The following is a 26,237-nucleotide window of genomic DNA, read 5'->3' on the forward strand; positions in this document are numbered from 1 at the left end:
CCCGTAGCAGCTGTCGAGCTCTGCGAGGCTGCGTTCGGCGGCGCAGCCGTCGTAATCCGGCTGATACGGTCTGCCTGAAAGAACGCGGTGGCAGGTTTCGCGACGGCTGCGCCGCCGAACGCAGCCTCGCGGAGCTCGGCAGCTGCTACGAGATAAAGTGTGGGGTCGCAATGTGTTGGGGTCAGAACTGGTTGATGGGGATCTTCAGGTAGACCACGCCGTTGTCTTCCGCCGGCGGCAGGTTGCCGGCCCGCACATTCACCTGAATCGCCGGCAGTATCAGCGTCGGCATGCACAAGCCCGCATCGCGCCGGGTGCGCATGTCGACGAACGCCGTTTCGTCGATGCCGTCATGCACATGAATATTGTTTTTGCGTTGCTCGCCAACGGTGGTCATGCACTGGGAAGTGCGGCCGGCTGGCGGGTAATCGTGGCAGACATAGAGACGGGTGTCGGCGGGGAAGGCCAGCAACCTGTGTATCGAGGCGAACAGTTGATTGGCGTTGCCGCCAGGGAAGTCGCAGCGGGCGGTGCCGACGTCGGGCATGAACAGCGTGTCACCCACCAGAATCAGTTCATCGTCGATCAGGTAGGCCATGTCTGCCGGAGTGTGACCGGGAACATGCAGCGCCTTGGCCTTGAGGTTGCCGATGGAAAATTCCTCGTCCGGCGCAAACAGATGGTCGAACTGCGAACCGTCGCTGCGGAATGCCGGCTCAAGGTTGAACAGGCTCTTGAAGACGTCCTGCACCTGACTGATGGCCTGGCCGATGGCGATCTTGCCGCCCAACTCGCGGCGCAGGTAAGGCGCGGCGGACAGGTGATCGGCATGGGCGTGGGTTTCCAGCAGCCATTGGGTTTGCAACTGGTGCTCGAGGACGAAAGCAATCACCCGGTCAGCCTGTGTGGTGGCGGTTCGACCGGACGCCGGGTGGTAATCGAGCACTGAGTCGACAATGGCGCACGGGCCGCCGTCGTGTTCATAGATCACATAGGTGTAGGTCTTTGATGCGTCGTCAAGGAAGGCTTGGATCAACGCTGGCATGGCGGCGGGTCCTGGCTGGGTGGCAGAAAGACACAAAGGCTTGCAACACTTTATGTTTAAACATAATGTCCGCAGCTTAAGTGACGACCAAGGTTATCTGCAAATGCAATCCAGTCTAAGCGAAGGTGAAGTGGCGCAATTGCGTGCCTCGGCCTCCAAGGCCTGCGCGCTGCTCAAGGCATTGGCCAATGAGGACCGCCTGCTGATCCTCTGCCAGTTGACCCAGGGCGAGCGCAACGTCGGCGAATTGGAAACCATGACCGGCGTGCGTCAGCCGACGTTGTCCCAGCAGTTGGGCATTTTGCGCGATGAAGGCCTGGTGGGCACCCGACGTGAAGGCAAGTACATTTTCTACGGCCTGGCCAGCCACGAAGTGATTCAGGTGATGAAAACACTCTCGGGCCTGTATTGCGGCGCGGTGCTAAAAAGCTGGGCGTGAGCCTTTTCGGGCAGCCCCCTTGTAGAGGCAATAACTTATGAAGGACCAACACTGGGGCCAGACCATCAGTGCCGACATCGTGGTGATAGGCGGCGGTACTGCGGGTATCGGCTTTGCCGCCAGCCTGCTCAAGCGCGATCCGCACTTGAACATCACCGTCATCGAACCCAGCGCCCAGCACTATTACCAGCCCGCCTGGACGTTGGTCGGCGGTGGCGCCCATGAGCTCAAGAACACCGTACGGCCAATGGCTGCGGTGATGCCGCGACAGGCCCAATGGGTGCAGGCTGCGGTCAGCAGCGTCGACCCCGAAAACCGTCTGCTGACGCTTGATGACGGGCGCAGCGTCTCTTATCAGAACCTTATCGTCTGCCCAGGCTTGCGACTGGCCTGGGAGAAAATCGAAGGTCTGCAAGAAGCCCTTGGGCAGCACGGTGTCACGTCCAACTACAGCTACCGGCATGCGGCCTACACCTGGCAACTGGTCAAAGGTCTGCGCGGCGGCAAGGCAATCTTTACCCAGCCGGCGGTGCCGATCAAATGCGCCGGGGCGCCGCAAAAGGCGTTGTACCTGTCGTGTGATCACTGGCTCCGACAGGGTGTGCTGAAGCATGTCGACGTCGAGTTCAACCTGGCCGGCGCCGCGTTGTTCGGCGTGGCGACCTTCGTTGCGCCGCTGATGAAGTACATCGAGAAATACCGTGCCCGGCTGGCATTCAACTCCAACCTGGTGAAGGTCGACGGGCCGGCGCAAACCGCCTGGTTTGAGGTCAGGGACGCCGCCGGAGCGGTCACGCTGCAAGCGAAAAAATTCGATCTGTTGCATGTGGTGCCACCGCAGGTGTCGCCGGACTTCATCCGTCAGAGTTCGCTTGCCGATGCCGCAGGCTGGTGCGAAGTGGACGTCCACAGTTTGCAGCATGTGCGTTATCCGGACGTGTTCGCACTTGGCGATGTCTGCTCCACCAGCAACGCCAAGACGGCTGCCGCAGTGCGCAAGCAAATCGTCGTGGTCGCGGAGAACGTGCTGGCCTTGCGCAAACAGCAACCCTTGCCGCTGAAGTACGACGGTTATGGCTCCTGCCCGCTGACGGTGGAGAAGGGCAAGGTGATACTCGCCGAGTTCGGCTATGCCGGTAAGCTGCTGCCGACTTTTCCCCTCGAGCCGACTGTGGCGCGGCGTTCGGCATGGTTTCTCAAGGCGACGCTGCTGCCGTGGTTTTACTGGAACGGCATGCTCAAAGGTCGTGAGTGGCTGACTCGTGTGTCCAAGGTCGATTGAGAAAACCCTATGCTGCTGGCGACATTGTTTGGTGTGGTGATGGGTCTGATCCTGGGGCTGACCGGGGCCGGTGGGGGGATTCTTGCAGTTCCGGCCCTGGTGCTCGGGCTGGGCTGGAGCATGACCCAGGCGGCGCCGGTGGCGTTGTTTGCGGTGGGCAGTGCCGCGGCGGTCGGTGCCATCGACGGCTTGCGCCATGGATTGGTGCGCTACCGTGCGGCGTTGTTGATCGCGTTGCTGGGGGCGGTGTTCTCGCCGGTGGGCATCTACTTCGCCCATCAGTTGCCGGAAAAAGTCCTGATGATCCTGTTCAGTCTGCTGATGATCATGATCGCCTGGCGGATGCTGCGGCGAGAAAAGCCGCAAGCGGGGCCGAGCGATCACGGCCACGCCAGCTGGGGCCAGAAAAACTGCATGCTCGATCAACAGACCGGGCGCTTTTCCTGGACCGCCAAATGCACCGCAACCCTGGCTGCATTGGGGGCGGTGACCGGCGTGGTTTCAGGCTTGCTCGGGGTCGGTGGCGGTTTCCTGATCGTGCCGGCATTCAAGCAACTGACCGACGTACAGATGCGCGGCATCATCGCCACCTCGTTGATGGTGATCAGTCTGATCTCGGCAACCGGAGTGATCGGCGCCTTTCATGCCGGGGTGACCATCGATGCCCAGGGCGCGGCTTTTATCGCCGCGAGCATCGCCGGGATGGTCGTGGGGCGACGACTGTGCGCCCGGGTTCCGGCCCGGGCACTTCAAGTGGGGTTTGCCAGTGTGTGCCTGATGGTGGCCGGCTACATGCTGCTCAAGGCCTGAAATCGGTGGTTGCGGTGTAGCGAACTGGCAAGAAATCTCTGGCTCAGGTTTACTGCCTGCTATACCGATGACAAGGCCACGCAATGGATCACTACGCCCCGCGCAACTGGCAGCCTCACGAACGGCCAAGCTTGCCCGGCTCCCCCTCGACCCCTTTGCACCCCACGCCAAAGCGCTTGGCTTATGCGTTGGTCGGGTTGCTGGTGGCGTTGACCGGTGGTTTGGGCAACGCGTTGGTGGTCGCCAATTTGCCTTACCTGCAAGGGGCGCTGGGGGCGACGACCGCCGAGATGGCCTGGCTGCCGGCAGCTTACGTGATGACCAACGTCTCGATGAACCTGCTGCTGGTGAAGTTTCGTCAGCAGTTCGGCCTGCGGGCGTTCACTGAAGTGTTCCTGGTGTTGTATGCGCTGGTGACCTTCGGCCATTTGTTCGTCAACGACCTGAGTTCGGCGATTGCGGTGCGCGCCGCCCACGGTATGGTCGGTGCGGCGCTGAGTTCGCTGGGCCTGTATTACATGGTGCAGGCTTTCCCGGCGAAGTGGCGCATGAAGGCGTTGGTGCTCGGCCTGGGCACCTCGCAACTGGCGTTGCCATTGGCCCGGCTGTTCTCCGAAGACCTGTTGCAGATCGCTGAATGGCGCGGGCTCTATCTGTTTGAACTGGGCATGGCGCTGACCTCACTGGGCTGTGTGTTCATGCTCAAGTTGCCGCCGGGTGACCGCTTCAAAACGTTCGAAAAACTCGATTTCCTGACCTTCGCCTTGCTGGCGGGTGGAGTGGCGCTGCTCTGTGCGGTGTTGTCGTTGGGCCGTATCGATTGGTGGCTTGAAGCACCGTGGATCGGCGTCGCATCGGCCGGCTCGATCGTGTTGATCATGGCCGGCCTGGCCATCGAACATAACCGCAGCAACCCGATGCTGATGACCCGCTGGTTGGGCAGCGGGGTGATGATTCGCCTGGCATTGGCGGTGATCCTCATCCGTATGGTACTCACCGAACAGTCCACCGGGGCCGTGGGTTTGCTGCAAACCCTGAACCTGGGCAGCCAGCAGATGCACAGCCTTTACGTGGTGATGCTAGTGGGCAGCGTCGCTGGCCTTGCCACCAGCGCGCTGACGATCAATCCCTCGCACCTGTTGATGCCGTTGATCATTTCTCTGGCGCTGATGGCCACAGGCTCCGTGATGGACAGTTTCTCGACCAACCTGACACGCCCGGAGAACATGTACCTCAGCCAGTTTCTACTGGCCTTTGGCGGGACGTTTTTCCTCGGCCCGACCATGGTGCTCGGCACCCGCAACGTGTTGACCAATCCGCGCAATCTGGTGAGTTTTTCCGTGCTGTTCGGGATCTGTCAGAACCTCGGTGGCTTGATTGGTGCTGCGTTGTTGGGGACGTTCCAGATCGCCCGGGAAAAATTCCATTCCAGCCATATCGTCGAGCGCCTGACCCTGCTCGACCCGCAAGTGGCCAGCCGTGTGCAAGGCAGCAGCGCGAGTTATGTATCGAGTATCGCCGACCCGTCGGCCCGCACCACTCAGGGCATTCGTAGCCTGGCTGCGGCTGCGACTCGGGAGGCGAATGTCATGGCCTATAACGATGTGTTCATGCTGATCGCGGTGATCGCGATGCTGACCATGCTCTGGATCTTCATTCGCAGCCTGTGGCTGCTGAGCACGACCAAGGCTGTCGCTCCCGCGCCGGCCAGTCCGACTTCCGTTCCTTCCAGCGGTGCCTCTTCTTCATGACCGACCCGATCACCACAACCACCAACGCCATCGCCTCGACTCCTGAGGGCGTGGCACCGCCTAAAACTTCTGGCACCGAGCCGCGTTCGCTGCCGGTGCGGATTATTTCGTCGCTGGGCTTTGCTGCCATTGCCATCGTCGGGGTGCTGATCGTGCTGTATGCCTGGCAGTTGCCGCCGTTCGGCAGCGCCATCGAAAGCACTGAAAATGCGCTGGTTCGCGGCCAGGTGACGATCATCGGCCCGCAGCTCAGTGGCTACGTGTTTGAGGTGCCGGTGCAGGACTTCCAGTTCGTCAAGACCGGTGACCTGCTGGTGCGGCTGGATGACCGGATCTACAAGCAACGTCTGGATCAGTCGCTGGCACAACTGGCGGTGCAGAAAGCTGCGCTGGCCAATGCGGTGCAGCAACGCAACAGCGCCGAGGCGACCATCAAGCTGCGTCAGGCGGCGCTGACCGACAGCCAGGCCCAGGCGCAAAAAAGTGCGGCGGACTTGCGGCGTAATGAGGCGTTGATCAGCGACGGCTCGGTCTCCAAGCGCGAGCTGGACGTGACCCGTGCCGCTAATGCGCAAACCATCGCTGCGGTGGCGCAGGCCCAGGCCAGTCTGGAAATTGCCCGGCAGGACCTGCAAACGGTGATCGTCAATCGAGGTTCGCTGGAGGCGGCGGTGGCCAGTGCCGAAGCGGCGGTTGAGCTGGCGCGGATCGATCTGTCCAATACTCGCGTGGTCGCCCCGCAGGACGGCCAGCTCGGGCAGATCGGCGTGCGTCTTGGTGCCTACGTCAACTCCGGCGCGCAGTTGATGGCCTTGGTGCCGAGCCAGTTGTGGGTGATCGCCAACATGAAAGAAACCCAGATGAACAACATCCACATCGGCCAGCCGGTTACCTTCACCGTCGATGCCTTGAATCACCAGAAATTTCACGGTCGGGTGCAGCGTATTTCACCGGCCACCGGTTCCGAGTTCAGCCTGTTGCAGGCCGACAACGCCACCGGCAACTTCGTCAAAATCGCCCAACGCGTGCCGGTGCGCATCACCGTTGACGCGAACCAGGCGCAAAGCGAACGCCTGCGGCCCGGCATGTCGGTGGTGGTGAGTATCGATACGTCCGGGCAAGGCAATGCCGTCGCTGGCAATCCGTAGGTGCCGATGATCGTTCCCATGCGGGAACGATCAGTTACCGGCCACCATCGGCGGCAATGTACCCAACAGGGACACCGACGCCACGGCCGCTATCCCCAGCAACCACTCCAGCATCACGCTGGTGCGCAGCGCCGAGAGGCGTTGTTCGCAGTGTTTGATTTTCAAGCGATTGAACAGCGCCAGGCCAAGCATGGCGCTGACCAACAGCACCTTGATCAACAGAATCAGCGCGAACCCGGACAACAGCGGTGTCGGCCAGAAGGCCCCGGTCAACACCCGGACGTTGATCAGGCCGGTCACCAGCAAACCCGCCACCACCCCATAACCAATCCCGCTGAAGCGTTGCAGTATCGGCCCGACAGCGTGGGTCGTCGGTCGCCGCAGAATCATCATCAGCAGCATTAACCCGCCCAGCCAGGCACCGACGCAGGTCAGGTGAATCACTTGATTGAGGATCAGCAACTGGCCACTCAGGCCATCGAGCATCGCGCCATGACCGACCGGGGCGAGGGTCATCAGCAGCAGGCTGCTCAGGAGCATACGCAGCGCAAACGAGTTGCTCAGCGGGCTCAGCAGGCAGACCACCAGCAGCCCGTTGAACAGCAGATGCCAACGCCAGACCTGCCCGAAGAAGGTGTTGCTCAACACCAACTGCACGGTTGACCAATCAAACGCCGCCGACAGCGAGCCGGCCATGCTGGCGGTGATCAACAGCAGCCAGCAAACTCCGGTGAACAAGGCGAACCCGGCGAGCAGCCGACTCAGCCCGGCGAGGCGTTGATCGAGTGTCGCGAGCGCTTGGGTCAGCGGTTCATGGCGCAACAGCAGGGGCCTGAACAGACAGGCCCCAAACAGCATCAGCACGACGATGAAATGCAGGAAGCGGCACAGGACCAGCGCGCTCGACATCGATTACTGACTCACCTTGAAGCTGTAGTTGCCTGCGCTTTTATGGGTGTCGACCGACACTGCATGCCATTCGACCTTGTAGTTACCGGCGCTCAGAGGGGCGGCGGGGATGACGACCAAGGTCTTTTTATCGGCGTTTTCGGTGGCGATGCTTTTCACGGCAACGGCCACGCCATCCTTGCTGATATCGATTTTGGTGAAACTGGCCTCAACCCCTTCGGAGAACACCAGGCGCAATTCGGCAGGTGCGGCAACGCTGCTGTCGGCGGCCGGCGTCGAGCTTTTCAGGTGGGCGTGAGCAAACACCGAGGAGGCGGCAAACAGCGAGCCGAGGAGGGCAGTCACAGTCAGGGCTTTTTTCAGCAACATCGGTCAGCACCTATCAGGCAGATTGGAAGATGCGACAGTTTACCTATGCCTCGCACCCTGTACGACGTTTCGTTTCGCAGGTGGCGAATGCTAGTCTTGACCCATACCGCTGTCAGGGAGCCCTTATGGGCAATCACAAGATCGAGATCCGTCGCAGTAACGTCGAGAAAATCCTCCTGGCCGCCGAGAAGGTCTTCGCCGAGAAAGGTTTTGGCAGCACCGCGATGGCCGACATCGCTAAAGAAGTGCAACTGCCGCGCTCCAATCTGCATTACTACTTCAGCACCAAGGCTGAGCTGTACAGCGCGGTGCTGTTCGATTTGCTGGAAGTCTGGAAGCAGGACGCGCTGTGCTTCGAGATGTTCGATGACCCGCGGGTGGTGCTCAGCAGTTACATCCGCGCCAAGATGAACCATTCCCGCAGCCGGCCTTACGGCTCGAAAGTCTGGGCCAATGAAATCATCCACGGTGCGCCGACATTGGGTGAGGCGCTGGACGTCAGCCTGTACGACTGGGCCAAGATGAAGGAAGCGAAAATTCGCCAATGGGTGGAGGACAAACGCATCCTGCCGGTGGAGCCTTCAAGCCTGCTGTACATGATTTGGGCCTCGACCCAGCATTACGCCGACTTCGATCATCAGATCAATATCCTCAACGACCATCAACCGCTGTCGGACATGCAGTTCGAGCGTGCGGTGCAGACGGTGACCAGCGTGATTCTGCGGGGGATCGGGTTGGAGCCGTGAGATTTGTTGTGTGGCTGATGGCCTCTTCGCGAGCAAGCCCGCTCCCACATTGGACCGCGTTGTACACACATATCATGTACACGGCTGATTTAATGTGGGAGCGGGCTTGCTCGCGAAGGCGTCAGCTCAGGTGACGCAGATCTCAACCGGTGACGTGATAGGGATTCCTCGGATCATGGTCCCAGTCCAGAAACGGTTTCCCGTTATCGACCGGCACCATCGCGATGCAGTCCTGCACCGGGCAAGTGATCTGGCACAGGTTGCAGCCCACGCACTCGTCATCGATCACTTCATATTTGTGGGTGCCATCCGCTTGTTTCAGGCTGGCGATGGCCTGGTGCGAAGTGTCTTCGCAGGCGATGTGGCAACGGCCGCAACCAATGCAGGCCTGCTGGTCGATCTTGGCGATCACCTGATAGTTGATGTCCAGGTATTTCCAGTCCGTGGTATTGCCCACCGCACGCCCGGAAAAATCCTGCACGCTTGAGTAGCCTTGGCTGTCCATCCAGCGGGACAATCCGTCCTTCATCTCCTCGACGATCCGAAAACCATGCAGCATCGCCGCCGTGCACACCTGCACCGCGCCACTGCCCAGCGCCATGAATTCGGCTGCGTCACGCCAACTGCCAATGCCGCCGATGCCACAAATGGGCAGGCCTTGGGTCTGCGGGTCGCGGGCGATTTCGGCGACCATGTTCAATGCAATCGGTTTGACCGCCGAACCGCAGTAACCGCCGTGGGTGCTTTGGCTGCCAACCATCGGATGCGCAACCATGCGATCCAGGTCGATGCTGGTGATCGAGTTGATGGTGTTGATCAGCGACACCGCGTCGGCGCCGCCACGGTGGGCCGCTCGGGCGGCGACGCGGATGTCGGTGATGTTCGGCGTGAGCTTGACGATCACCGGCAGCGAGCAATAGGTCTTGCACCAGCGGGTGACTTGCTCGACGTATTCCGGCACCTGGCCCACTGCTGCGCCCATGCCACGTTCCGGCATGCCGTGGGGGCAGCCGAAGTTCAGCTCGATACCATCGGCGCCCGTGGCTTCTACCAGCGGCAGGATGTTTTTCCAGGACTCCTCAACGCAAGGCACCATCAGCGAAACGATCAAGGCGCGATCCGGCCAGTCTTTTTTGACTTGGGTGATTTCCCGCAGATTGATTTCCAGCGAGCGGTCAGTGATCAGCTCAATGTTGTTGATGCCGATGACTTCACGGTTGGCGCCAAAATGCGCGGAGTAACGCGACGAGACGTTGACCGCCGCCGGGTCTTCACCCAGGGTTTTCCAGACCACGCCACCCCAGCCGGCCTCGAACGCACGGACCACGTTGTAGGCCTTGTCGGTGGGCGGCGCGGAGGCCAGCCAGAACGGGTTGGGGGCTTTGATACCGGCGAAGACAATCGAAAGATCGGCCATTTACGCAGCCTCCACGTTGAGCATGAGTTGGGCATGGATTGCTTGCGCCGCGAGTTTGCCGTGCTGCACGGCCTGTACGGTGAGGTCCTGATCGAGGCTGGTGCAATCGCCGCCGGCATAGACGCCGGGAATGCTGGTACGCATCTGTTCATCCACCTGAATTCGGTCGCCCTGGCGTTTCAGTTCGCGGGCCAGCGGATCGCTCAGCGCGCTGTCGTCGAATTTTTGGCCGATGGCTTTGAAGATCGCATCGGCGGCCAGCTCGAAGGTGTCCCCGGTGCTGATCAGCCGACCATTTTCCATACGTGTACGGGCGAAACGCATGCCGCGCACCTGGCCTTTATCGTTGAGCAAGACGTCCTGCGGTTGTGCCCAGGTCATCAGCCGTACCTGATTGGCCTTGGCGATGTCCTGCTCATGAGCGGTTGCGCCCATGTCCTCAAGACCACGGCGGTACACCAGATTCACGTCGCGGGCACCGAGGCGGGCCATTTGCACGGCCATGTCGATTGCCGTGTTGCCGGCGCCGAGGACGATGCAATGATCGGCCAGCGGCAATTGGCTCAGGTCATCGGCCTGGCGCAGTTCGCGAATGTAATCGGTAGCGGCCAACAGCCCTGGGGCGTCTTCGTCAGCCAACCCCAGCTGTTTGCTGGCGGCCAGGCCAAGGCCGAGGAATACCGCGTCGAACTGCTGATGCAGTTCGCTGAGGCTCAGGTTCTCACCGAGTTTTTGCCCGTGGCGGATTTCGATGCCGCCGATTTCCAGCAGGAAATCCAGCTCATGCTGGGCAAAGTCATCCACCAGTTTGTATTTTGCGATCCCGTATTCGTTGAGTCCGCCGGCCTTTTCCCGCGCCTCGAAAATTACCACCTCGTGGCCATGCATGGCGCTGCGGTGCGCGCACGACAAACCGGCAGGCCCGGCACCGACCACGGCAATCCGTTTGCCGGTGGCCGCTGCCCGTTGGAATGGGTGTTCGCTGAAGTGCGCGTTGTCGATGGCGTAGCGCTGCAACAGGCCGATCAGTACCGGCGCGCATTCCTCGGCGTTGTTGCGTACGCAGGCGTGCTGGCAAAGGATTTCTGTCGGACAGACCCGGGCGCAACTGCCGCCCAGGATGTTCGCCGAGAGGATGGTTTGCGCAGCGCCCTGGACGTTCTCTTGATGGATGTTGCGAATGAACGACGGGATATCGATGTCGCTCGGGCACGCGTTGACGCAGGGCGCGTCATAGCAATACAGGCAGCGCGAGGCTTCCAGATGTGCCTGACGGTCGTTGAGCGGCGGCGCCAGATCGGTGAAATGGCCGGCGAGGGTGGCCGCATCCTCGGCAGGATGGGGCAAGTGGCTCAGAGTCTTGATCACGGTGTTGGCCTCACGGTTATTTGAGGTACTGCCTCTGATGGGCATTGTTTTTTGTGTTGCCTGTGCCGGCCCCTTCGCGAGCAAGCCCGCTCCCACAGGGAAATGCATTTCAAATGTGGGAGCGGGCTTGCTCGCGAAGGCCGAAGGCCTCGATCTCAGCGTTTTACAGCAGTCGGCTTGTGCAACTCAGCGCGCTTGCTCAACAGGTCGAATACCGCCGGGTACGCCGGGCGTTCGATGTAGCGCCCGGCACCGCGTTCGGCACGCAGGTCGCCGTCTGCCCATACCAGTCGACCCTGACTGATGGTGTGGCTGGGCACGCCGCGCACGGTCTTGCCTTCAAAGATGTTGAAGTCGACGTTTTGGTGATGGGTCTTGGCAGAAATGGTCCGCGTACCTTGCGGGTCCCAGAGCACCAGGTCGGCATCGGCGCCGACGCGGATCGAGCCTTTGCGCGGGTAGAGGTTGAAGATTTTCGCGGTGTTGGTGGAGGTCAGCGCAACGAAATCCTGCATCGACAGGCGCCCGGTGTTGACCCCTTCATCCCACAGCACCGCCATGCGATCTTCGATGCCGGCCGTACCGTTGGGAATTTTGCTGAAGTCGTCACGCCCCGCGGCTTTCTGTTCGGCACAGAAACAGCAGTGATCGGTGGCGGTGGTGTGCAGGTTGCCCGATTGCAGGCCGTGCCAAAGTGCTTCCTGGTGGCCGCGCGGACGGAAGGGCGGGCTCATCACGTAACCGGCGGCGGTTTGCCAGTCCGGGTGCTGGTAGACGCTGTCATCCAGCAGCAGATGCCCGGCCAGCACTTCGCCGTAGACCGGTTGGCCTTTGCTGCGGGCGTAGGTGATTTCATCCAGCGCTTCCTTGGTCGAGACGTGGACCAGGTACAGCGGCGTGCCAAGCGTTTCTGCAATACGGATCGCCCGGCTCGCGGCTTCACCTTCAACCTGGGACGGCCGCGACAGCGGGTGCGCTTCAGGGCCGGTGATGCCCTGGGCCATCAGCTTGCGTTGCAGGTGATAGACCAGCTCGCCGTTTTCCGCGTGCACGGTTGGCACGGCACCGAGTTCCAGACAGCGCTCGAAACTGGCGACCAGCGTGTCGTCGGCGGCCATGATCGCGTTTTTATACGCCATGAAATGCTTGAAGCTGTTGACTCCATGGTGGCTCACCAGCTCGGCCATTTCTTCGCGAACCTGTTCGCTCCACCAGGTGATGGCGACGTGAAAGCCATAGTCGGAGGCTGATTTTTCAGCCCAGCCACGCCACTGATGGAAAGCTTCCAGCAGCGATTGCTGCGGATTGGGAATCACGAAGTCGATGATCGACGTGGTGCCACCCGCCAGACCCGCCGCCGTGCCGCTGAAGAAGTCTTCGCTGGCCACGGTGCCCATGAAGGGCAATTGCATGTGCGTGTGCGGGTCGATGCCGCCGGGCATCAGGTATTGGCCGCTGCCGTCGAGCACTTTGCAGCCGGCGGGAGTATCGAGGTTGTTGCCGATGGCTTTGATCACGCCGTCGGCGCACAAGACATCGGCGCGATAACTTTCATCATGGGTAATAACGGTGGCGCCACGGATCAACAGAGACATTCCGAGTTCCTCGCAGGCTTGACTGGCTTATGCCGGTTCTAAGTGTTTTATATGTAGCAGGCTAAGGAAGTTGTATTCCTGTCAGCGCTGTCAGGAATAAACGCTAGCTGGAGATATCGGATTGGGCAAGAATATTTTTTATAAGCTTATAACCGTATTAACTTATTGATAATTAACAATTAAATGTACAAATCACCAAAATGGTGAGGCGTCTCACCATTTTGACGCACTTGACAGGATCGAAATATGGTCAAGATTTCCTATGTGAAATCAGCTATTTGAGGTGCGCCTGTGGCTGACAGAAAAAATACAAAATAAATGTAACGCACCAGATTGAGTCCTGACGACTCGGACAACTTGCCTGGCATTTTGCCTGAGTGCCCAGGCAAGCCTTCGCGGGCTTGATTGTTGTTTGAATAAAACTGATGAACATCAGTTGTTTACATGGATTTTATCGACGCGCAAAGGTCGTCAGCAAAGCCTCCGGCATGCTTATTGATTGCTGCCGCTGACACCTTGGCCGGTCGGTAAAAGTCGTAAGTTCTCCGGCCATCGTCCGGCTCGTGGTTTAACCGCAGGCCAGCCCGATGAGCAAAATAATCAAAAAAACAGTGGAGCGGCCATGCAACAGAACAGATCGCACGTCACCGAGCGCGAAGGGTTGTACGAACTGGACGCCGGCAGCGACGTCCTCGACAGTCCCCGGTACAACCACGACATTGCGCCGACCAAGGTGCACGAACGAACCTGGAACAAATGGCACATCACCGCGTTGTGGATCGGCATGTCGGTGTGCGTGCCGACCTACACCCTTGGCGGGGTGCTTACCGCGTACTTTGGCCTGAGCGTTGGCGAGGCGCTGCTGGCGATTCTGCTGGCCAACCTCATTGTGCTGATTCCACTGACCCTCAACGCCTTTGCGGGCACCAAGTACGGGATTCCGTTTCCGGTGTTGCTGCGTTCCTCGTTCGGGGTGATCGGTTCCAACGTGCCATGCCTGATTCGCGCGCTGGTGGCCTGCGGCTGGTTCGGCATCCAGACGATGTTTGGCGGGCTGGCGATTCACCTGTTTCTCGGCTCGGTTTTCGAGGGCTGGAAATCCCTCGGGGGCACCGGCGAAGTGATCGGCTTCATGATGTTCTGGACGCTGAACCTGTGGGTGGTGCTGCGCGGTGCCGAGTCGATCAAATGGCTGGAAACGCTCTCGGCACCGCTGTTGGTGGCGGTGGGGCTGGGGCTGCTGGTCTGGGCCATGCCGAATGTGTCGCTGACCGAGTTGCTGGCCCAGCCGCCGAAACGTCCTGAAGGCGCCAGCGTGACCGGTTACTTCCTGGCCGGGCTGACCGCGATGGTCGGGTTCTGGGCGACCTTGTCGCTGAACATCCCGGACTTCAGCCGTTACGCCAAAAGCCAGAAAGACCAGATCCTCGGACAGATTTTCGGTTTGCCGCTGACCATGTTCCTGTTCGCCTCGCTCGGGGTGGTGATGACTGCCGCGTCGGCGAAACTGGTGGGTGTGACCGTCTCCGATCCGGTCAGCCTGATCGGGCATATCCAGAGCCCGGTGTGGGTGGCGTTCGCCATGGCGCTGATCATTATTGCGACGCTGTCGACCAACACGGCCGCCAACATCGTTTCGCCGACCAACGACTTCCAGAACCTTGCGCCTAAACTCATCAACCGCACTAAAGCGGTGATGTTGACCGGCCTGGTAGGGCTGGCACTGATGGGCCACGAACTGCTGAAAAAGCTTGGGCTGATCGTCTCCAATGTCAGTCTGGAAACGGTCTATTCCAACTGGTTGCTCGGTTATTCGAGCCTGCTCGGACCGATTGCCGGGATCATGGTGGTGGACTATTTCCTGATCAAGAAACAACAACTGGACCTGGCTGGCCTGTACCGCGATGACGTGTACCCGGCGTGGAACTGGAACGGTTTCATCGCCTTCGGCGTGCCGGTGGTGCTGACCTTGCTGTCGCTGGGCAGCGATGCCTTCAGCTGGTTCTACAGCTACGGCTGGTTCACCGGCTCGGCGCTTGGCGGGCTGATGTATTACGGGTTGTGCATGATGCGCAGCACTGACCCGGCCGTTGCCAAAACCTCGGTGTGAGGTGAAAAGCTTCGCGAGCAAGCCCGCTCCCACAGTGGATCTGCAGTGTTCACAAAACCCATGTGGGAGCGGGCTTGCTCGCGAAGACGGCCTCAAAAGCACCAAGGAAATGCCTGAAGAAACCCATAAAAAATAGTCTGAAGGAGATCACCATGAACGCTGCCGTAGACGTTCTGCAGTCCAGCCATCAGCACATCAATCGCGACCGCCTCTGGCAGTCGCTCATGGAGCTGGCCAAACTCGGTGCCACGGTCAAGGGCGGCGTCTGTCGCCTGGCCCTGACCGACCTCGATCGTCAGGCCCGCGACATTTTTGTCAGGTGGTGCGAGGAGGCGGGCTGCACGGTGAGCATCGACGCCGTCGGCAACATCTTCGCCCGCCGCGCCGGGCGCAATCCGCAACTGCCACCGGTGATGACCGGCAGCCACATCGACACCCAACCCACCGGCGGTAAGTTCGACGGCTGTTTTGGCGTACTGGCCGGGGTCGAAGTGCTGCGCACCCTCAACGACCTGGGCGTGGAAACCGAGGCGCCACTGGAAGTGGTGGTCTGGACCAACGAAGAGGGCTCGCGTTTCGCCCCGTGCATGATGGGCTCCGGGGTGTTTGCCGAAAAATTCACCCTCGAGGAAACCCTGGCCAAGACCGACGCCAGCGGCGTGACCGTGGGTGAGGCGCTGAACGCCATCGGCTATGCCGGTTCGCGCAAGGTCAGTGGCCACGCAGTCGGTGCCTACTTTGAGGCGCACATCGAGCAAGGCCCGATTCTGGAAGACGAACGCAAGACCATTGGCGTGGTAATGGGCGCGTTGGGACAGAAGTGGTTCGACCTGAAACTGCGCGGCGTCGAGGCTCACGCCGGGCCAACGCCGATGCATTTGCGCAAGGATGCCTTGGTCGGCGCCGCCGCAATCGTCGCCGCCGTGAACCGTACCGCGCTTGGTCATCAACCTCACGCTTGTGGCACCGTCGGTTGTCTGCAAGCCTATCCGGGCTCGCGTAACGTCATCCCCGGCGAAGTGCGCATGACCCTGGATTTCCGTCATCTTGAACCGGCGCGGCTGGACTCGATGATCGCGGAAGTGCGGCAGGTGATCGACAGCACCTGCGATGAGCACGGCCTGACTTACGAACTGACGCCAACTGCCGACTTCCCGCCGCTGTATTTCGACAAGGGCTGCGTCGAGGCAGTACGTGGCGCTGCGCAAGGTCTTGGGCTGTCGCACATGGACATCGTCAGCGGGGCGGGGCATGACGCGATCTTCCTCGCCGAGCTGGGGCCAGCCGGGATGATCTTCGTGCCGTGCGAGGGCGGCATCAGCCACAACGAAATCGAAAACGCCACACCGGATGACCTGGCGGCCGGTTGTGCGGTGTTGTTGCGGGCGATGCTGGCGGCTTCGGCGGCGATTGCCAGTGGTGAACTGGCGGCCTGAAAGACCGACGTGCACTGTTGGACTACAGCAGTGCACGTCACACCCTCAGATCCGGAAACCCTGACCTACGCGTTTGATGTGTTCAACGACGGGTCTGCAGGACGTTGAAAATGAGCATGCCCGCCAGCATGGCAATCACAAATACCCAGGCCTGCCAGTGTCCGGTGGGCAGCAGCACCAGTGCCGGGCCCGGGCACATACCGGCAATGCCCCAGCCGACGCCGAACAGCAGACTGCCACCGATCAGGCGCCGATCCAGTTCACGGCTTACCGGCAGTTGCATGGGTAAGCCCAGCAGCGATGTTTTCTGTTTCATGGCCCAGTGAAACGGCACCCACGCCGCGGCAATGGCGCCGATCATGACCAGGGCCAAGGAAGGGTCCCAAAGTCCGGCGATGTCCAGAAACCCCAGCACTTTGGCCGGGTTGGTCATGCCCGACAGTAACAGGCCGATGCCGAACAACAAGCCGGCAACAAACGCAGTCAGTTTTTTCATGTTCAATTTCCCAGCAGATGGCGCAAGACGAACACCGTCGTAAAACCGGTGAACATGAAGCACAGCGTGGCGATGATCGAGCGCGGAGAAAGCCGTGAAACACCGCACACGCCATGACCACTGGTGCAACCTGCGCCATAGCGGGTGCCGATGCCCACCAGCAGCCCTGCCACGATCAGGCCCAGGGCGCCGGTCTTGAACTCGATACCTGGCGGTCCCCAAAACAGCATCCACAACACAGGTGCCGCCAGCAATCCGAGGAGGAACAGGGCTTTTTCTCCCGAGGCCGAATCTCTGGGGCCCAGCAGGCTGCCCAGCAACCCGCTGATGCCTGCGATACGACCGCTGGCGACCACCCACAAACCGGCGGCGAGACCGATCAGCGCGCCTCCAGCCAACGCGGACCATGGGGTGAAGTGAAGCGAATCGAACGTCATGACAACTCTCCGGATGGGTAACGGGCGGCACTAAACCACTCTTTTTACCTTGAGCATAGGTCCGTTTGTGCGGACCAAGGGGAAGCAACCAACCGGGTGTAGACACCTGCAATGTCTGTGGACGTCCAGTCCCGTTTTTGGCCGATGCACTGCCTACAGCCTCGCGCGATGGCTTGTTATAGTTCTGAGCTTATTTTCAGCGTCAGCAAGGATCACTGCCATGTCCGAATACCAAGCCTTTCGCGTCGAACTGAGCGACAACATCGCCCATGTGCAGATCAACCGTCCGGAAAAGATCAACGCGATGAATGCGGTGTTCTGGACTGAAATCATCGAGATCTTCCAGTGGATCGACGACACCGATGAAGTCCGCGCAGTGGTGATCAGCGGCGCCGGCAAGCATTTTTCTTCGGGTATCGACCTGATGATGCTGGCTTCGGTGGCCAATGAAATGGGCAAGGATGCGGGTCGCAATGCGCGCCTGTTGCGGCGTAAAATTCTGGCGTTGCAAGCGTCGTTCAACGCTGTCGACAACTGCCGTAAACCGGTGCTGGCAGCGATTCAGGGCTATTGCCTGGGTGGCGCCATCGATCTGATTTCTGCCTGTGACATGCGCTATGCGGCCGAAGACGCGCAATTTTCGATCAAGGAAATCGACATGGGCATGGCCGCCGATGTCGGCACCTTGCAACGCTTGCCGCGGATCATCGGTGACGGCATGCTGCGCGAACTGGCATACACTGGTCGCACCTTCGGCGCAGAAGAGGCGCGCAGCATCGGCTTGGTCAACCGGGTTTATCCGGACACGACCAGCCTGCTGGATGGGGTGATGGGCATTGCCCGTGAAATTGCTGCCAAATCGCCGATTGCGATTGCCGGGACCAAAGAGATGATCAGCTACATGCGCGATCACAGCATCAACGATGGCCTGGAATACGTTGCTACGTGGAACGCCGCGATGCTGCAATCCACAGACCTGCGGGTCGCCATGGCGGCGTCGATGAGCAAGCAGAAACCCGAATTTCTGGACTGAGCACACATGACTTCACGCTGGACCACTGCAGTACTCGACACCGACTTACCCGGCGGCTGGGCCGTGGCCCGCAGCCCTGAAGGTTTTTTGTTCGACGATAATGGCGCGCTGTTTCCGCGGGAATGGCTGAAACGACAGGACCTGTCGATTCTCGCCGAGCACGGCATCGGTCATCTCGACGGTGAGCCGGTGTATTTGCTCGAGCTCAAGGCTCACAGCGAAGTGCCGGGCTGCAACTGGAAAGGCCTGCGGGCGTTCATGCTTGATGGCGATCACACGGTCTACAAAGTGTTGGGGTATGCCGCGCAAGTCGGCACCTGGGCGCGCGAGCACCGGTTTTGCGGCAACTGTGGCCAGCGCATGACGCAGATTCCGCGCGAGCGGGCGATGTACTGCGAACCCTGTGATTTGCGCTTTTATCCGCGGATTTCACCGAGCATGATCGTGTTGATCACCCGCGGTGACGAAATCCTGCTGGCGCGCTCGCCGCGCTTTGTTCCTGGTGTTTACAGCACCCTGGCGGGTTTTGCCGAGCCGGGTGAGTCGGCCGAGGATTGCCTGATTCGTGAAGTACGCGAAGAGGTGCAGATCGAGGTCAGGAACATCCAGTACCTGGGTAGCCAGTGCTGGCCGTTCCCGCATTCGATGATGCTTGGGTTTCATGCCGAATACGCCAGTGGCGAGATTGTGCCGCAAGCTGACGAGATCGAAGACGCCCAGTGGTTCAACATTCATGCGCTGCCGCCGTTGCCGGCAGGGCGCTCGATTGCCCGCTACCTGATCGACATTTATGTGGCGCGACGCTTAGGCCATGCTGAACCAGTGTTGCCAGGCTAGACGCACGGTCAAGCCCAGCACCACGGTGATGAATACCGGGCGAATGAACTTCGCCCCACCGCTGATGGCGGTGCGTGCCCCAAAGAACGCGCCGACCATTACCGACAGGCCCATGCTCAGGCCGATGATCCAGTCCACTTGCCCGGAAAAGACGAACACCGACAGCGCCGCGATGTTGCTGACGAAGTTCATGCTGCGTGCCACGCCACTGGCCTTGACCAGGTCGATGGGGTAGAGCAGCAGGCTGCTCACGGTCCAGAAGGCGCCAGTGCCGGGACCGGCCACGCCGTCGTAGAAACCGAGGCTGAAACCCTGGCTCGACTGCCACTTCTTCTTGATCGGCGCGTCGCTGTCCAGTGGCGCTTTCGGCGTGCCGCCAAACAGCAGATACACGCCACAGGCGAAGACGATCACCGGGAGCATCTTGTTCAACCATTCAGCCGGCAGGTAGTGCGCGACGGTTGCGCCGGTCAGTGCGCCGACCAGGGTTCCGATAATCGCGTGTACCCACTGCCGCGGGTGGAATAGCTTGCGTCGGTAAAAGGTGAAACTGGCGGTGGCCGAGCCGAAGGTTGAGCTGAGTTTGTTGGTGCCCAGCACCAGGTGCGGCGGCAAACCGGCAGTGAGCAACGCCGGGGTGGTCAGCAGACCGCCACCGCCGGCAATCGCATCGATGAAACCGGCAATGAACGCGACGATGGCCAAAATGGCCAGAGTGGTGAGGTCTACGCTGAGTTCGAAAGGCATGAGGTCGACTTATTCGGCGGGGCAGAGGGCAAGGCGGGGCGCCATCTTACCCATAACCGCCGCCCCCTGCGACCGCCCTAATACCCGGCATGATCGTTCCCACGCAGCATGGGAACGATCAACAACCGGGTTACAAGCCCAGGTCAGACAGGCCCGGATGATCATCCGGGCGCCGGCCCAGCGGCCAGTGGAACTTGCGCTCGCTTTCCTTGATTGGCATGTCGTTGATGCAGGCGTAACGGTTGGACATCAACCCCTGCTCATCGAACTCCCAGTTTTCATTGCCATACGAGCGATACCAGTTGCCCGAATCGTCGTGCCATTCATAGGCGTAACGCACAGCGATACGGTTACCGGTGAAAGCCCAGAGTTCCTTGATCAGCCGGTAATCCAGTTCCTTGGCCCACTTGCGGGTCAGAAAAGCCTTGGCTTCCTCCCGGTTGTTGGCGAACTCGGCGCGGTTACGCCATTTGGTGTCCAGGGTGTAGGCCAGGGATACTCGTTGTGGGTCACGGGAGTTCCAGCCGTCTTCGGCCAGGCGAATCTTTTCAATGGCTGACTCACGCGTGAAGGGTGGAAGTGGCGGACGAACTTCGGCATTAGATGACATTTAAAGTCTCCAGGGAAAGTGAGTGTCAAAACAGCCAGTTGTTCTTGCTTGAACAGTTACAGGTCCAATAACTTCCGCGCCATGCATTGCGCATTATCGGCAGCACTGTGATCGCCCATGACAAGTGCAACGGTAATGGCGCCATCGATCAGGATCAGCAACTGTTTGGCCAGCGCTTCCGGGTCGTGTACGCCATGTTCGGTACAGAGCTCGCGCACGTAGTCGAGCAGTTTCTGTTTGTGTTCCTTCGCCACCAGGCGCACCGGGTCTTGCGGATCGCCGGTTTCGCCGCTGGTGTTGATAAAGGCACAGCCGCGAAAGCCTTCGCTGGCGAACCAGCCCTTGAGCACGGTGAACAGGTTGAGAAGTCGCTCGGCCGAGGTCGGGGCCTTGTTCACTTCGTTTTTGAACCAGTTCATCCAGCGAACATCGCGCCGCTGCAAGGCCGCGACAGTCAGTTCCTCCTTGTTGGCAAAGTAGCGGTAAATACTTTTTCTGGAGACACCGGCGGTTTTCACCAGGAGATCCATGCCCGTGGCAGCAATACCACTTTTATAGATCAACTTTTCGGTGACATCCAGGATGATGTCGCGTGTGTCGTTGCTAGTGATTTCATTCATGTGGCAAAGAGTAGAACGATCATTCTTCTTGGTCAACTCGCTATTCAATAATTTTATTGTGGCGAGGGGGCTTGCCCCCGTTGGACCGCGAAACGGGCCTGAAAAATACTGGAAGCGGCAAATGGAAAACCAGATTTTTGGTATTTTCGGCGGCTATGCAGTCCACGGGGGCAAGCCCCCTCGCCACACATGGTGTAAGCTCGTGCGTTCTTCGGATTCGACCTTTTGCGAGCCCTATGCCGTCGCTTTTCAAACGCTCTCTACTGCCCAAGCTGCGCAGTTTTCCGCTGACCGCCGATGCGGTCTCCATTCTTTCTGGTGCTGCCGAGTTCCGTCGTTGCCTGCTGGAGAAAATTGCCCAGGCGACACGGCGCATCTACATCGTCGCGCTTTACCTGCAGCACGACGAAGCGGGACAGGAAATCCTCGATGCCTTGCACGCCGCCAAAGCTGCGCGCCCGGAACTGGACGTGGTGGTGGTGGTTGACTGGTTACGGGCGCAGCGCGGTTTGATCGGTGCCGGCAAACAACCGGGCAATTCGGCGTGGTATCAGCAGCAGACTCGCGAACACGCCAGCGAAGTGCCGGTGTATGGCGTGCCGGTGCAAACCCGGGAACTGTTCGGTGTGTTGCACCTTAAAGGCTTCGTGATCGATGACTGCGTGATCTACAGCGGCGCCAGCCTGAATAACGTCTATCTGCACAAATTCGACAAATACCGTTACGACCGATATCACGTGCTGCGCAACCGGGCATTGGCCGATTCCATGCAGCACCTGGTGCAGCACGGGTTGATCGCCTCTAAAGCCGTGCATCGTCTTGACGTGCCAAACCTGCCAACCACCCGCAGTCTGCGTAGCGACATCGGTGACCTGCGCAGTCGACTCAAGCACGCGGTGTATGACACCACGGCGGGTACGCTGGACAAGGGTGGTCTGACAGTCAGCCCGTTGCTTGGGGTCGGTAAAAACAACCCGTTGAGCCGGGTGATCTGTGAGTTGATTGCAAGCGCCCAGCATCAGCTGACTATTTGCACACCGTATTTCAACCTGCCGTTGCCGGTGACCCGTGAAATCAATCGGGCGCTGGCACGCGGGGTGAAGATCGACATCATTGTCGGCGACAAGACTGCCAACGACTTCTACATTCCGCCGAGCGAGCCGTTCAAGGTTATTGCCGCGTTACCGTACCTCTATGAAATCAGCCTGCGACGCTTCGCCAAGCGGCATCAGCGGGTGATCGACAGCGGTCAGTTGAACCTGCATCTGTGGCGCGACGGTGACAACACCTATCACCTCAAAGGCATGTGGGTCGACGAACGCTACACCTTGTTGACCGGCAACAACCTCAACCCGCGTGCCTTCCGCCTGGACCTGGAAAACGCTTTGCTGATCGACGACCCGAAAGGTGAGTTGCAGGAACCCCGTCGCAGTGAGCTGGCGGAAATTTTCCACAACACCCGCTGCATCGAGCGCTATCAGCAGCTGGAAACCTTGCTTGAATACCCGCCGGCAGTGAGCAAGTTTCTGCGTCGGGTCAGCCGGGTACGGATTGAGCGCTTGCTCTACCGCATCCTCTAGCCAAAAACACAAAAGCCCCGTCACATGGACGGGGCTTTGTTTGACGCTCGCAGCTTGAAGCTTAAGGCTGCTTAGAACACTACGCCCTGGCTACGCAGGTAGTCATCGTAGGTGCCGCTGAAGTCGATCACGCCGCTTGGGCTCAGCTCGATGATACGAGTGGCCAGCGACGATACGAACTCGCGGTCGTGGCTGACGAAGATCAGCGTGCCCGGGTAGTTTTCCAGCGCCAGGTTCAGCGCTTCGATGGATTCCATGTCCAAGTGGTTGGTCGGTTCGTCCATCACCAGCACGTTCGGCTTTTGCAGGATCAGCTTGCCGAACAGCATGCGACCTTGCTCACCACCGGAGATGACCTTGACCGACTTGAGGATCTCGTCGTTGGAGAACAGCATCCGGCCCAGGGTGCCACGGACCAGTTGCTCGCCACCTTGAGTCCAGCGACCCATCCAGTCGAACAGGTTGGATTCATCTTCGAAATCCGAAGCGTGGTCCTGTGCGTAGTAGCCGATTTCTGCGGCGTCGGTCCATTTCACACTACCGGCATCCGGGCTCAATTCATTGACCAGGGTGCGCAGCAGGGTGGTTTTACCGATACCGTTCGGGCCGATGATCGCCACGCGTTCGCCTGCTTCAACGTTGAAGCTGAAGTCCTTGAACAGGGTCTTGCCATCGAAGCCCTTGGCCATGCGCTCGACGATGACCGCCTGGCGATGGAGTTTCTTGTTCTGTTCGAAACGGATGAACGGGCTGACGCGGCTCGAAGGCTTGACCTCGGCCAGCTGGATCTTGTCGATCTGCTTGGCGCGGGAAGTAGCCTGCTTGGCTTTCGAGGCGTTGGCCGAGAAGCGGCTGACGAACGATTGCAGTTCCGAGATTTGCGCTTTCTTCTTGGCGTTGTCCGAGAGCAACTGCTCGCGGGACTGGGTCGCCACGGTCATGTACTCGTCATAGTTGCCCGGGAACAGGCGCAGCTCGCCGTAGTCCAGGTCAGCCATGTGGGTGCAGACACTGTTCAGGAAGTGTCTATCGTGGGAGATGATGATCATCAGGCTGCTGCGCTGGGTCAGAATGTTTTCCAGCCAGCGGATGGTGTTGATGTCCAGGTGGTTGGTCGGTTCGTCGAGCAGCAGCACTTCCGGATCGGAGAACAGTGCCTGAGCCAGCAGAACGCGGAGTTTCCAGCCTGGCGAAACTTCGCTCATCGGGCCGAAATGTTGCTCGATGCCGATACCCAGGCCCAGCAGCAGTTCACCGGCGCGCGATTCGGCGGTGTAACCGTCCATCTCGGCGAATTCGGTTTCAAGCTCGGCGACGGCCATGCCGTCCTCTTCGGTCATTTCCGGCAGCGAGTAGATGCGGTCGCGCTCGGCCTTGACCTTCCACAGCTCTTCGTGACCCATGATCACGGTGTCGATAACGCTGAATTCTTCGTAGGCGAACTGGTCCTGGCGCAACTTACCCAGACGTACGTTCGGCTCGAGCATGACCTGACCGCCGGACGGATCAAGGTCGCCACCGAGGATTTTCATGAAGGTCGACTTGCCGCAACCGTTGGCGCCGATCAGGCCATAGCGGTTACCCGCACCAAATTTGACCGAAACGTTTTCGAACAACGGCTTGGCGCCGAACTGCATCGTGATATTTGCTGTGGAGATCAATTACTTTACCTATCAATGGGTTGCGAGCTACGCATCTGACGCTTGGGCCATTCCTGGGGCATTTTGGAGTTTTTCCATCTCTCCCCAGTCGCCGCTAGAGTTCAGCCAGCGCGCATAAGTCGAGAGCAGCATCTGGACGCTGTGTCCAAGCTGTTGAGCTATAAAGGCGGGGTTCATGCCAGACATTGTGCATATTGTCGCATAAGTGTGACGGCAGTTGTACGGCGGCCGATAACGCGTCGCCAGCTTCTTCAGTGTTGGCCCCCATTGTTTGTGCAGGTCTGAGGTCTGACGGATGTACTGACTCATCTTTGAGGGCGGGAAAACGTAGGGGAACTGCTTGATTGAACTACTCCCAGCTTTCCGGCGCTCCGCGTATTGAGCGGCGAACTCCAGAGCGTGCAATACCCGCCCCACGGATTCCCAGCGTAGAGCAATGATCTCCTGCGGGCGCATGTCGGTGAAGAAAGCGAATTCGAAAAATGCAGCGTAGATCGTGCTCGGCCAATGGGCTGTGTCGTATAGCTGAGCGATTATCTGGTTAGCCTCATCCAGGGTGAATGGATCAGGCTCCCCCTTCTTGCGCTTCGGCGTGTCCAAAAGTTCTGCGGGATTCTTCGCGATGAGCTCCTCCCGAACGGCATCATCCAGAATCGTACTGAGCCGCACCATTGAGTTGAGTTTTACGTCAGGTGATGACCAGTTTATCTCTCCGATGATTTTCCGCAGCATCACGGTGCTGATCGTACTCAGGCGAGTCAGCGCCAAGTACGGCATCCAGTACAGGTTCAACTCACTCTTGTAATTTAGATGCGTTCCTTCCTCGATCTCCCTCCCGCTCAACCACGCACGCGCGTGTTGCCGTTGGGCGCGGAGGGGAGTGCATGCGGGTAGATTCAGGGAGGGGGTGACTAACTCTTCGCGATGGCGTCTATGGGAAACACAACGGAAAAGTAATAAGGAAATTGCGTGCTACGGAAGCTCATTTTGATATTCAGCCTTTCACAGTTGAGCGGCTGCGCTTGGCTTGTTGCAAATTCTCACGGGTCCATTGCCTGCTTTAACGGAACGGAGCTTGAGTTCAAAGAGATGATGCCTTTAGTTGGGCCGTTCATTATTCTCGACTTACCCTTTACGTTGGTGGCGGACACGCTATCGCTTCCTGCGTGTTTGTAACTGCCTGCCAATCGCTACCTGCAAGAAAATGTCGGGTATCTACAATATGCGGCGTACAGCCCTGTGCCCGGGTGGTTTGAATCGGCGCACTGTATGAGGTCCGGCGCTCCTCATGGCCGAGGCTCAGAGCGCTAGTGCTGGTTTTTTTGCTGAGGTGACATGGATACGCCAACCCAACAGCTTCATCGATTATTTTTCGACGCGTTTCTTGTGCCTGGGCTTTTGTCGTTTGCCTTGGTCATTACTTTGAGCATCCTCCACAGAAAGCTCAAAAACATTTCCGGTTGGTGGCTGTGCGGGCTTTTTGTTATCGGTTTTTTTTGCATAACTTGTCTACCGCATGCTTGGCTAATGTTGTTTCCTGAACCTTGCATTATTCGTTTTGCTACCCCAACGAACATGTGCGAGTTCGGCCCCTCGGTATATCTTCAGATTGGTATATTCGCTGGCACGGTTGGCGCATTAATGGCTTTGATGTCGTTGAAAATTTGGCAGATCGCGGCAAGAAAACGCGAGTAGATGGTCCTGCCTTTAAGAGAAACCTGGTTACTGCGCCGGTTTTTTTTATTGCCTAAAATTTACACCGCAGCCAGCACGGCTGTTCGCGCACCCCGC

General features: G+C 59.4%; 25 protein-coding genes and 1 pseudogene. 13 read left to right on the top strand and 13 right to left on the bottom strand.

The window, feature by feature from the left end; translation table 11 throughout:
• Positions 1-181: 181 nt before the first annotated feature.
• Positions 182-1,045: an MBL fold metallo-hydrolase gene (locus tag AC3WK5_RS01335; protein WP_103316646.1), complete on the bottom strand. Its 864-nt coding sequence runs from the start codon at positions 1,043-1,045 to the stop codon at positions 182-184.
• Between the two features lie 103 nt (positions 1,046-1,148).
• Here AC3WK5_RS01335 and AC3WK5_RS01340 point away from each other — a divergent pair, with 103 nt between their 5' ends.
• The 5 genes from AC3WK5_RS01340 to AC3WK5_RS01360 all read left to right on the top strand — a co-directional run bounded on the left by AC3WK5_RS01340 (position 1,149) and on the right by AC3WK5_RS01360 (position 6,475).
• On the top strand, positions 1,149-1,484 hold the full coding sequence (locus tag AC3WK5_RS01340; protein WP_054598349.1) for an ArsR/SmtB family transcription factor: 336 nt from the start codon (positions 1,149-1,151) through the stop codon (positions 1,482-1,484).
• 37 nt (positions 1,485-1,521) lie between these two features.
• A complete protein-coding gene (locus AC3WK5_RS01345; RefSeq protein ID WP_103316643.1) occupies positions 1,522-2,766 on the top strand; it encodes an NAD(P)/FAD-dependent oxidoreductase in 1,245 nt (414 codons plus the stop codon).
• Positions 2,767-2,775: 9 nt separating this feature from the next.
• Positions 2,776-3,576, top strand: a complete 801-nt coding sequence (locus AC3WK5_RS01350) for a sulfite exporter TauE/SafE family protein (protein WP_103316641.1) — start codon at positions 2,776-2,778, stop codon at positions 3,574-3,576.
• 83 nt (positions 3,577-3,659) lie between these two features.
• Positions 3,660-5,327, top strand: coding sequence for an MFS transporter (locus AC3WK5_RS01355; protein WP_103316639.1), 1,668 nt, complete (start codon positions 3,660-3,662; stop codon positions 5,325-5,327).
• Positions 5,324-6,475, top strand: coding sequence for an HlyD family secretion protein (locus tag AC3WK5_RS01360; RefSeq protein ID WP_103316638.1), 1,152 nt, complete (start codon positions 5,324-5,326; stop codon positions 6,473-6,475). Before AC3WK5_RS01355 ends, AC3WK5_RS01360 begins: the two co-directional genes overlap by 4 nt.
• A gap of 30 nt (positions 6,476-6,505) precedes the next feature.
• Here the strand turns inward: AC3WK5_RS01360 and copD are convergent, their stop codons facing one another.
• Together copD and copC are read right to left on the bottom strand one after the other, a co-directional pair.
• Positions 6,506-7,384, bottom strand: a complete 879-nt coding sequence (copD, locus tag AC3WK5_RS01365) for a copper homeostasis membrane protein CopD (RefSeq protein ID WP_103316636.1) — start codon at positions 7,382-7,384, stop codon at positions 6,506-6,508.
• Positions 7,385-7,387: 3 nt separating this feature from the next.
• On the bottom strand, positions 7,388-7,753 hold the full coding sequence (copC, locus tag AC3WK5_RS01370; RefSeq protein ID WP_103316634.1) for a copper homeostasis periplasmic binding protein CopC: 366 nt from the start codon (positions 7,751-7,753) through the stop codon (positions 7,388-7,390).
• Between the two features lie 125 nt (positions 7,754-7,878).
• On the opposite strand from copC, the gene AC3WK5_RS01375 reads away from it, so the two are divergent.
• On the top strand, positions 7,879-8,499 hold the full coding sequence (locus AC3WK5_RS01375) for a TetR/AcrR family transcriptional regulator (protein WP_103316632.1): 621 nt from the start codon (positions 7,879-7,881) through the stop codon (positions 8,497-8,499).
• Between the two features lie 142 nt (positions 8,500-8,641).
• On the opposite strand, the gene preA is transcribed toward AC3WK5_RS01375, so the two are convergent.
• The 3 genes from preA to hydA form a co-directional block, all read right to left on the bottom strand.
• Complete coding sequence (gene preA / locus AC3WK5_RS01380; protein ID WP_103316629.1) at positions 8,642-9,916, bottom strand: NAD-dependent dihydropyrimidine dehydrogenase subunit PreA; 1,275 nt, start codon at positions 9,914-9,916, stop codon at positions 8,642-8,644.
• Complete coding sequence (locus AC3WK5_RS01385) at positions 9,917-11,284, bottom strand: NAD(P)-dependent oxidoreductase (RefSeq protein WP_103316677.1); 1,368 nt, start codon at positions 11,282-11,284, stop codon at positions 9,917-9,919.
• A 155-nt stretch (positions 11,285-11,439) separates the two neighbouring features.
• Positions 11,440-12,879 carry a dihydropyrimidinase gene (gene hydA, locus AC3WK5_RS01390; RefSeq protein WP_103316627.1) on the bottom strand — a complete coding sequence of 480 codons (1,440 nt, stop codon included), beginning with the start codon at positions 12,877-12,879 and terminating at the stop codon, positions 11,440-11,442.
• Positions 12,880-13,501: 622 nt separating this feature from the next.
• Here hydA and AC3WK5_RS01395 point away from each other — a divergent pair.
• Together AC3WK5_RS01395 and AC3WK5_RS01400 are read left to right on the top strand one after the other, a co-directional pair.
• Positions 13,502-14,989, top strand: coding sequence for an NCS1 family nucleobase:cation symporter-1 (locus AC3WK5_RS01395; protein ID WP_103316624.1), 1,488 nt, complete (start codon positions 13,502-13,504; stop codon positions 14,987-14,989).
• 152 nt (positions 14,990-15,141) lie between these two features.
• Entirely contained in the window at positions 15,142-16,425 is a 1,284-nt protein-coding gene (locus AC3WK5_RS01400; protein WP_103316622.1) for a Zn-dependent hydrolase, read from the top strand.
• Positions 16,426-16,507: 82 nt separating this feature from the next.
• Here AC3WK5_RS01400 and AC3WK5_RS01405 read toward each other — a convergent pair whose 3' ends face one another.
• Positions 16,508-16,921: a DUF6691 family protein gene (locus tag AC3WK5_RS01405; protein WP_103316619.1), complete on the bottom strand. Its 414-nt coding sequence runs from the start codon at positions 16,919-16,921 to the stop codon at positions 16,508-16,510.
• A gap of 2 nt (positions 16,922-16,923) precedes the next feature.
• Complete coding sequence (locus AC3WK5_RS01410; RefSeq protein WP_103316617.1) at positions 16,924-17,358, bottom strand: YeeE/YedE family protein; 435 nt, start codon at positions 17,356-17,358, stop codon at positions 16,924-16,926.
• Between the two features lie 220 nt (positions 17,359-17,578).
• Between AC3WK5_RS01410 and AC3WK5_RS01415 the strand changes: the two genes are divergently transcribed.
• Both AC3WK5_RS01415 and nudC read left to right on the top strand, forming a co-directional pair.
• Positions 17,579-18,391, top strand: coding sequence for a crotonase/enoyl-CoA hydratase family protein (locus tag AC3WK5_RS01415; protein ID WP_103316615.1), 813 nt, complete (start codon positions 17,579-17,581; stop codon positions 18,389-18,391).
• Positions 18,392-18,397: 6 nt separating this feature from the next.
• The gene (gene nudC / locus AC3WK5_RS01420) at positions 18,398-19,228 is read left to right on the top strand and encodes an NAD(+) diphosphatase (RefSeq protein ID WP_054597645.1); all 831 of its coding nucleotides are present in this window, start codon (positions 18,398-18,400) and stop codon (positions 19,226-19,228) included.
• Here nudC and AC3WK5_RS01425 read toward each other — a convergent pair.
• The 3 genes from AC3WK5_RS01425 to AC3WK5_RS01435 all read right to left on the bottom strand — a co-directional run bounded on the left by AC3WK5_RS01425 (position 19,196) and on the right by AC3WK5_RS01435 (position 21,205).
• The gene (locus tag AC3WK5_RS01425; RefSeq protein ID WP_103316612.1) at positions 19,196-19,975 is read right to left on the bottom strand and encodes a TSUP family transporter; all 780 of its coding nucleotides are present in this window, start codon (positions 19,973-19,975) and stop codon (positions 19,196-19,198) included. The genes nudC and AC3WK5_RS01425 overlap by 33 nt on opposite strands.
• A 130-nt stretch (positions 19,976-20,105) precedes the next feature.
• Positions 20,106-20,585: a nuclear transport factor 2 family protein gene (locus tag AC3WK5_RS01430; RefSeq protein ID WP_054597643.1), complete on the bottom strand. Its 480-nt coding sequence runs from the start codon at positions 20,583-20,585 to the stop codon at positions 20,106-20,108.
• 56 nt (positions 20,586-20,641) lie between these two features.
• Entirely contained in the window at positions 20,642-21,205 is a 564-nt protein-coding gene (locus AC3WK5_RS01435; RefSeq protein WP_103316609.1) for a TetR/AcrR family transcriptional regulator, read from the bottom strand.
• A 236-nt stretch (positions 21,206-21,441) separates the two neighbouring features.
• Between AC3WK5_RS01435 and pssA the strand changes: the two genes are divergently transcribed.
• Positions 21,442-22,785: a CDP-diacylglycerol--serine O-phosphatidyltransferase gene (pssA, locus tag AC3WK5_RS01440; RefSeq protein ID WP_103316606.1), complete on the top strand. Its 1,344-nt coding sequence runs from the start codon at positions 21,442-21,444 to the stop codon at positions 22,783-22,785.
• A 71-nt stretch (positions 22,786-22,856) separates the two neighbouring features.
• Here the strand turns inward: pssA and AC3WK5_RS01445 are convergent, their stop codons facing one another.
• Positions 22,857-24,446, bottom strand: a complete 1,590-nt coding sequence (locus AC3WK5_RS01445; RefSeq protein ID WP_081013829.1) for an ABC-F family ATPase — start codon at positions 24,444-24,446, stop codon at positions 22,857-22,859.
• 27 nt (positions 24,447-24,473) lie between these two features.
• Positions 24,474-25,307 (bottom strand): annotated as a pseudogene (locus AC3WK5_RS01450) (tyrosine-type recombinase/integrase); the annotation flags it as partial.
• A gap of 231 nt (positions 25,308-25,538) precedes the next feature.
• Between AC3WK5_RS01450 and AC3WK5_RS01455 the strand changes: the two are divergent.
• Entirely contained in the window at positions 25,539-25,622 is an 84-nt protein-coding gene (locus AC3WK5_RS01455) for a YceK/YidQ family lipoprotein (protein ID WP_256585557.1), read from the top strand.
• A gap of 159 nt (positions 25,623-25,781) precedes the next feature.
• The gene (locus AC3WK5_RS01460) at positions 25,782-26,141 is read left to right on the top strand and encodes a hypothetical protein (protein WP_054597559.1); all 360 of its coding nucleotides are present in this window, start codon (positions 25,782-25,784) and stop codon (positions 26,139-26,141) included.
• The last annotated feature ends 96 nt before the right edge of the window (positions 26,142-26,237 follow it).

This window comes from Pseudomonas sp. FW306-02-D09B, assembly GCF_058782685.1.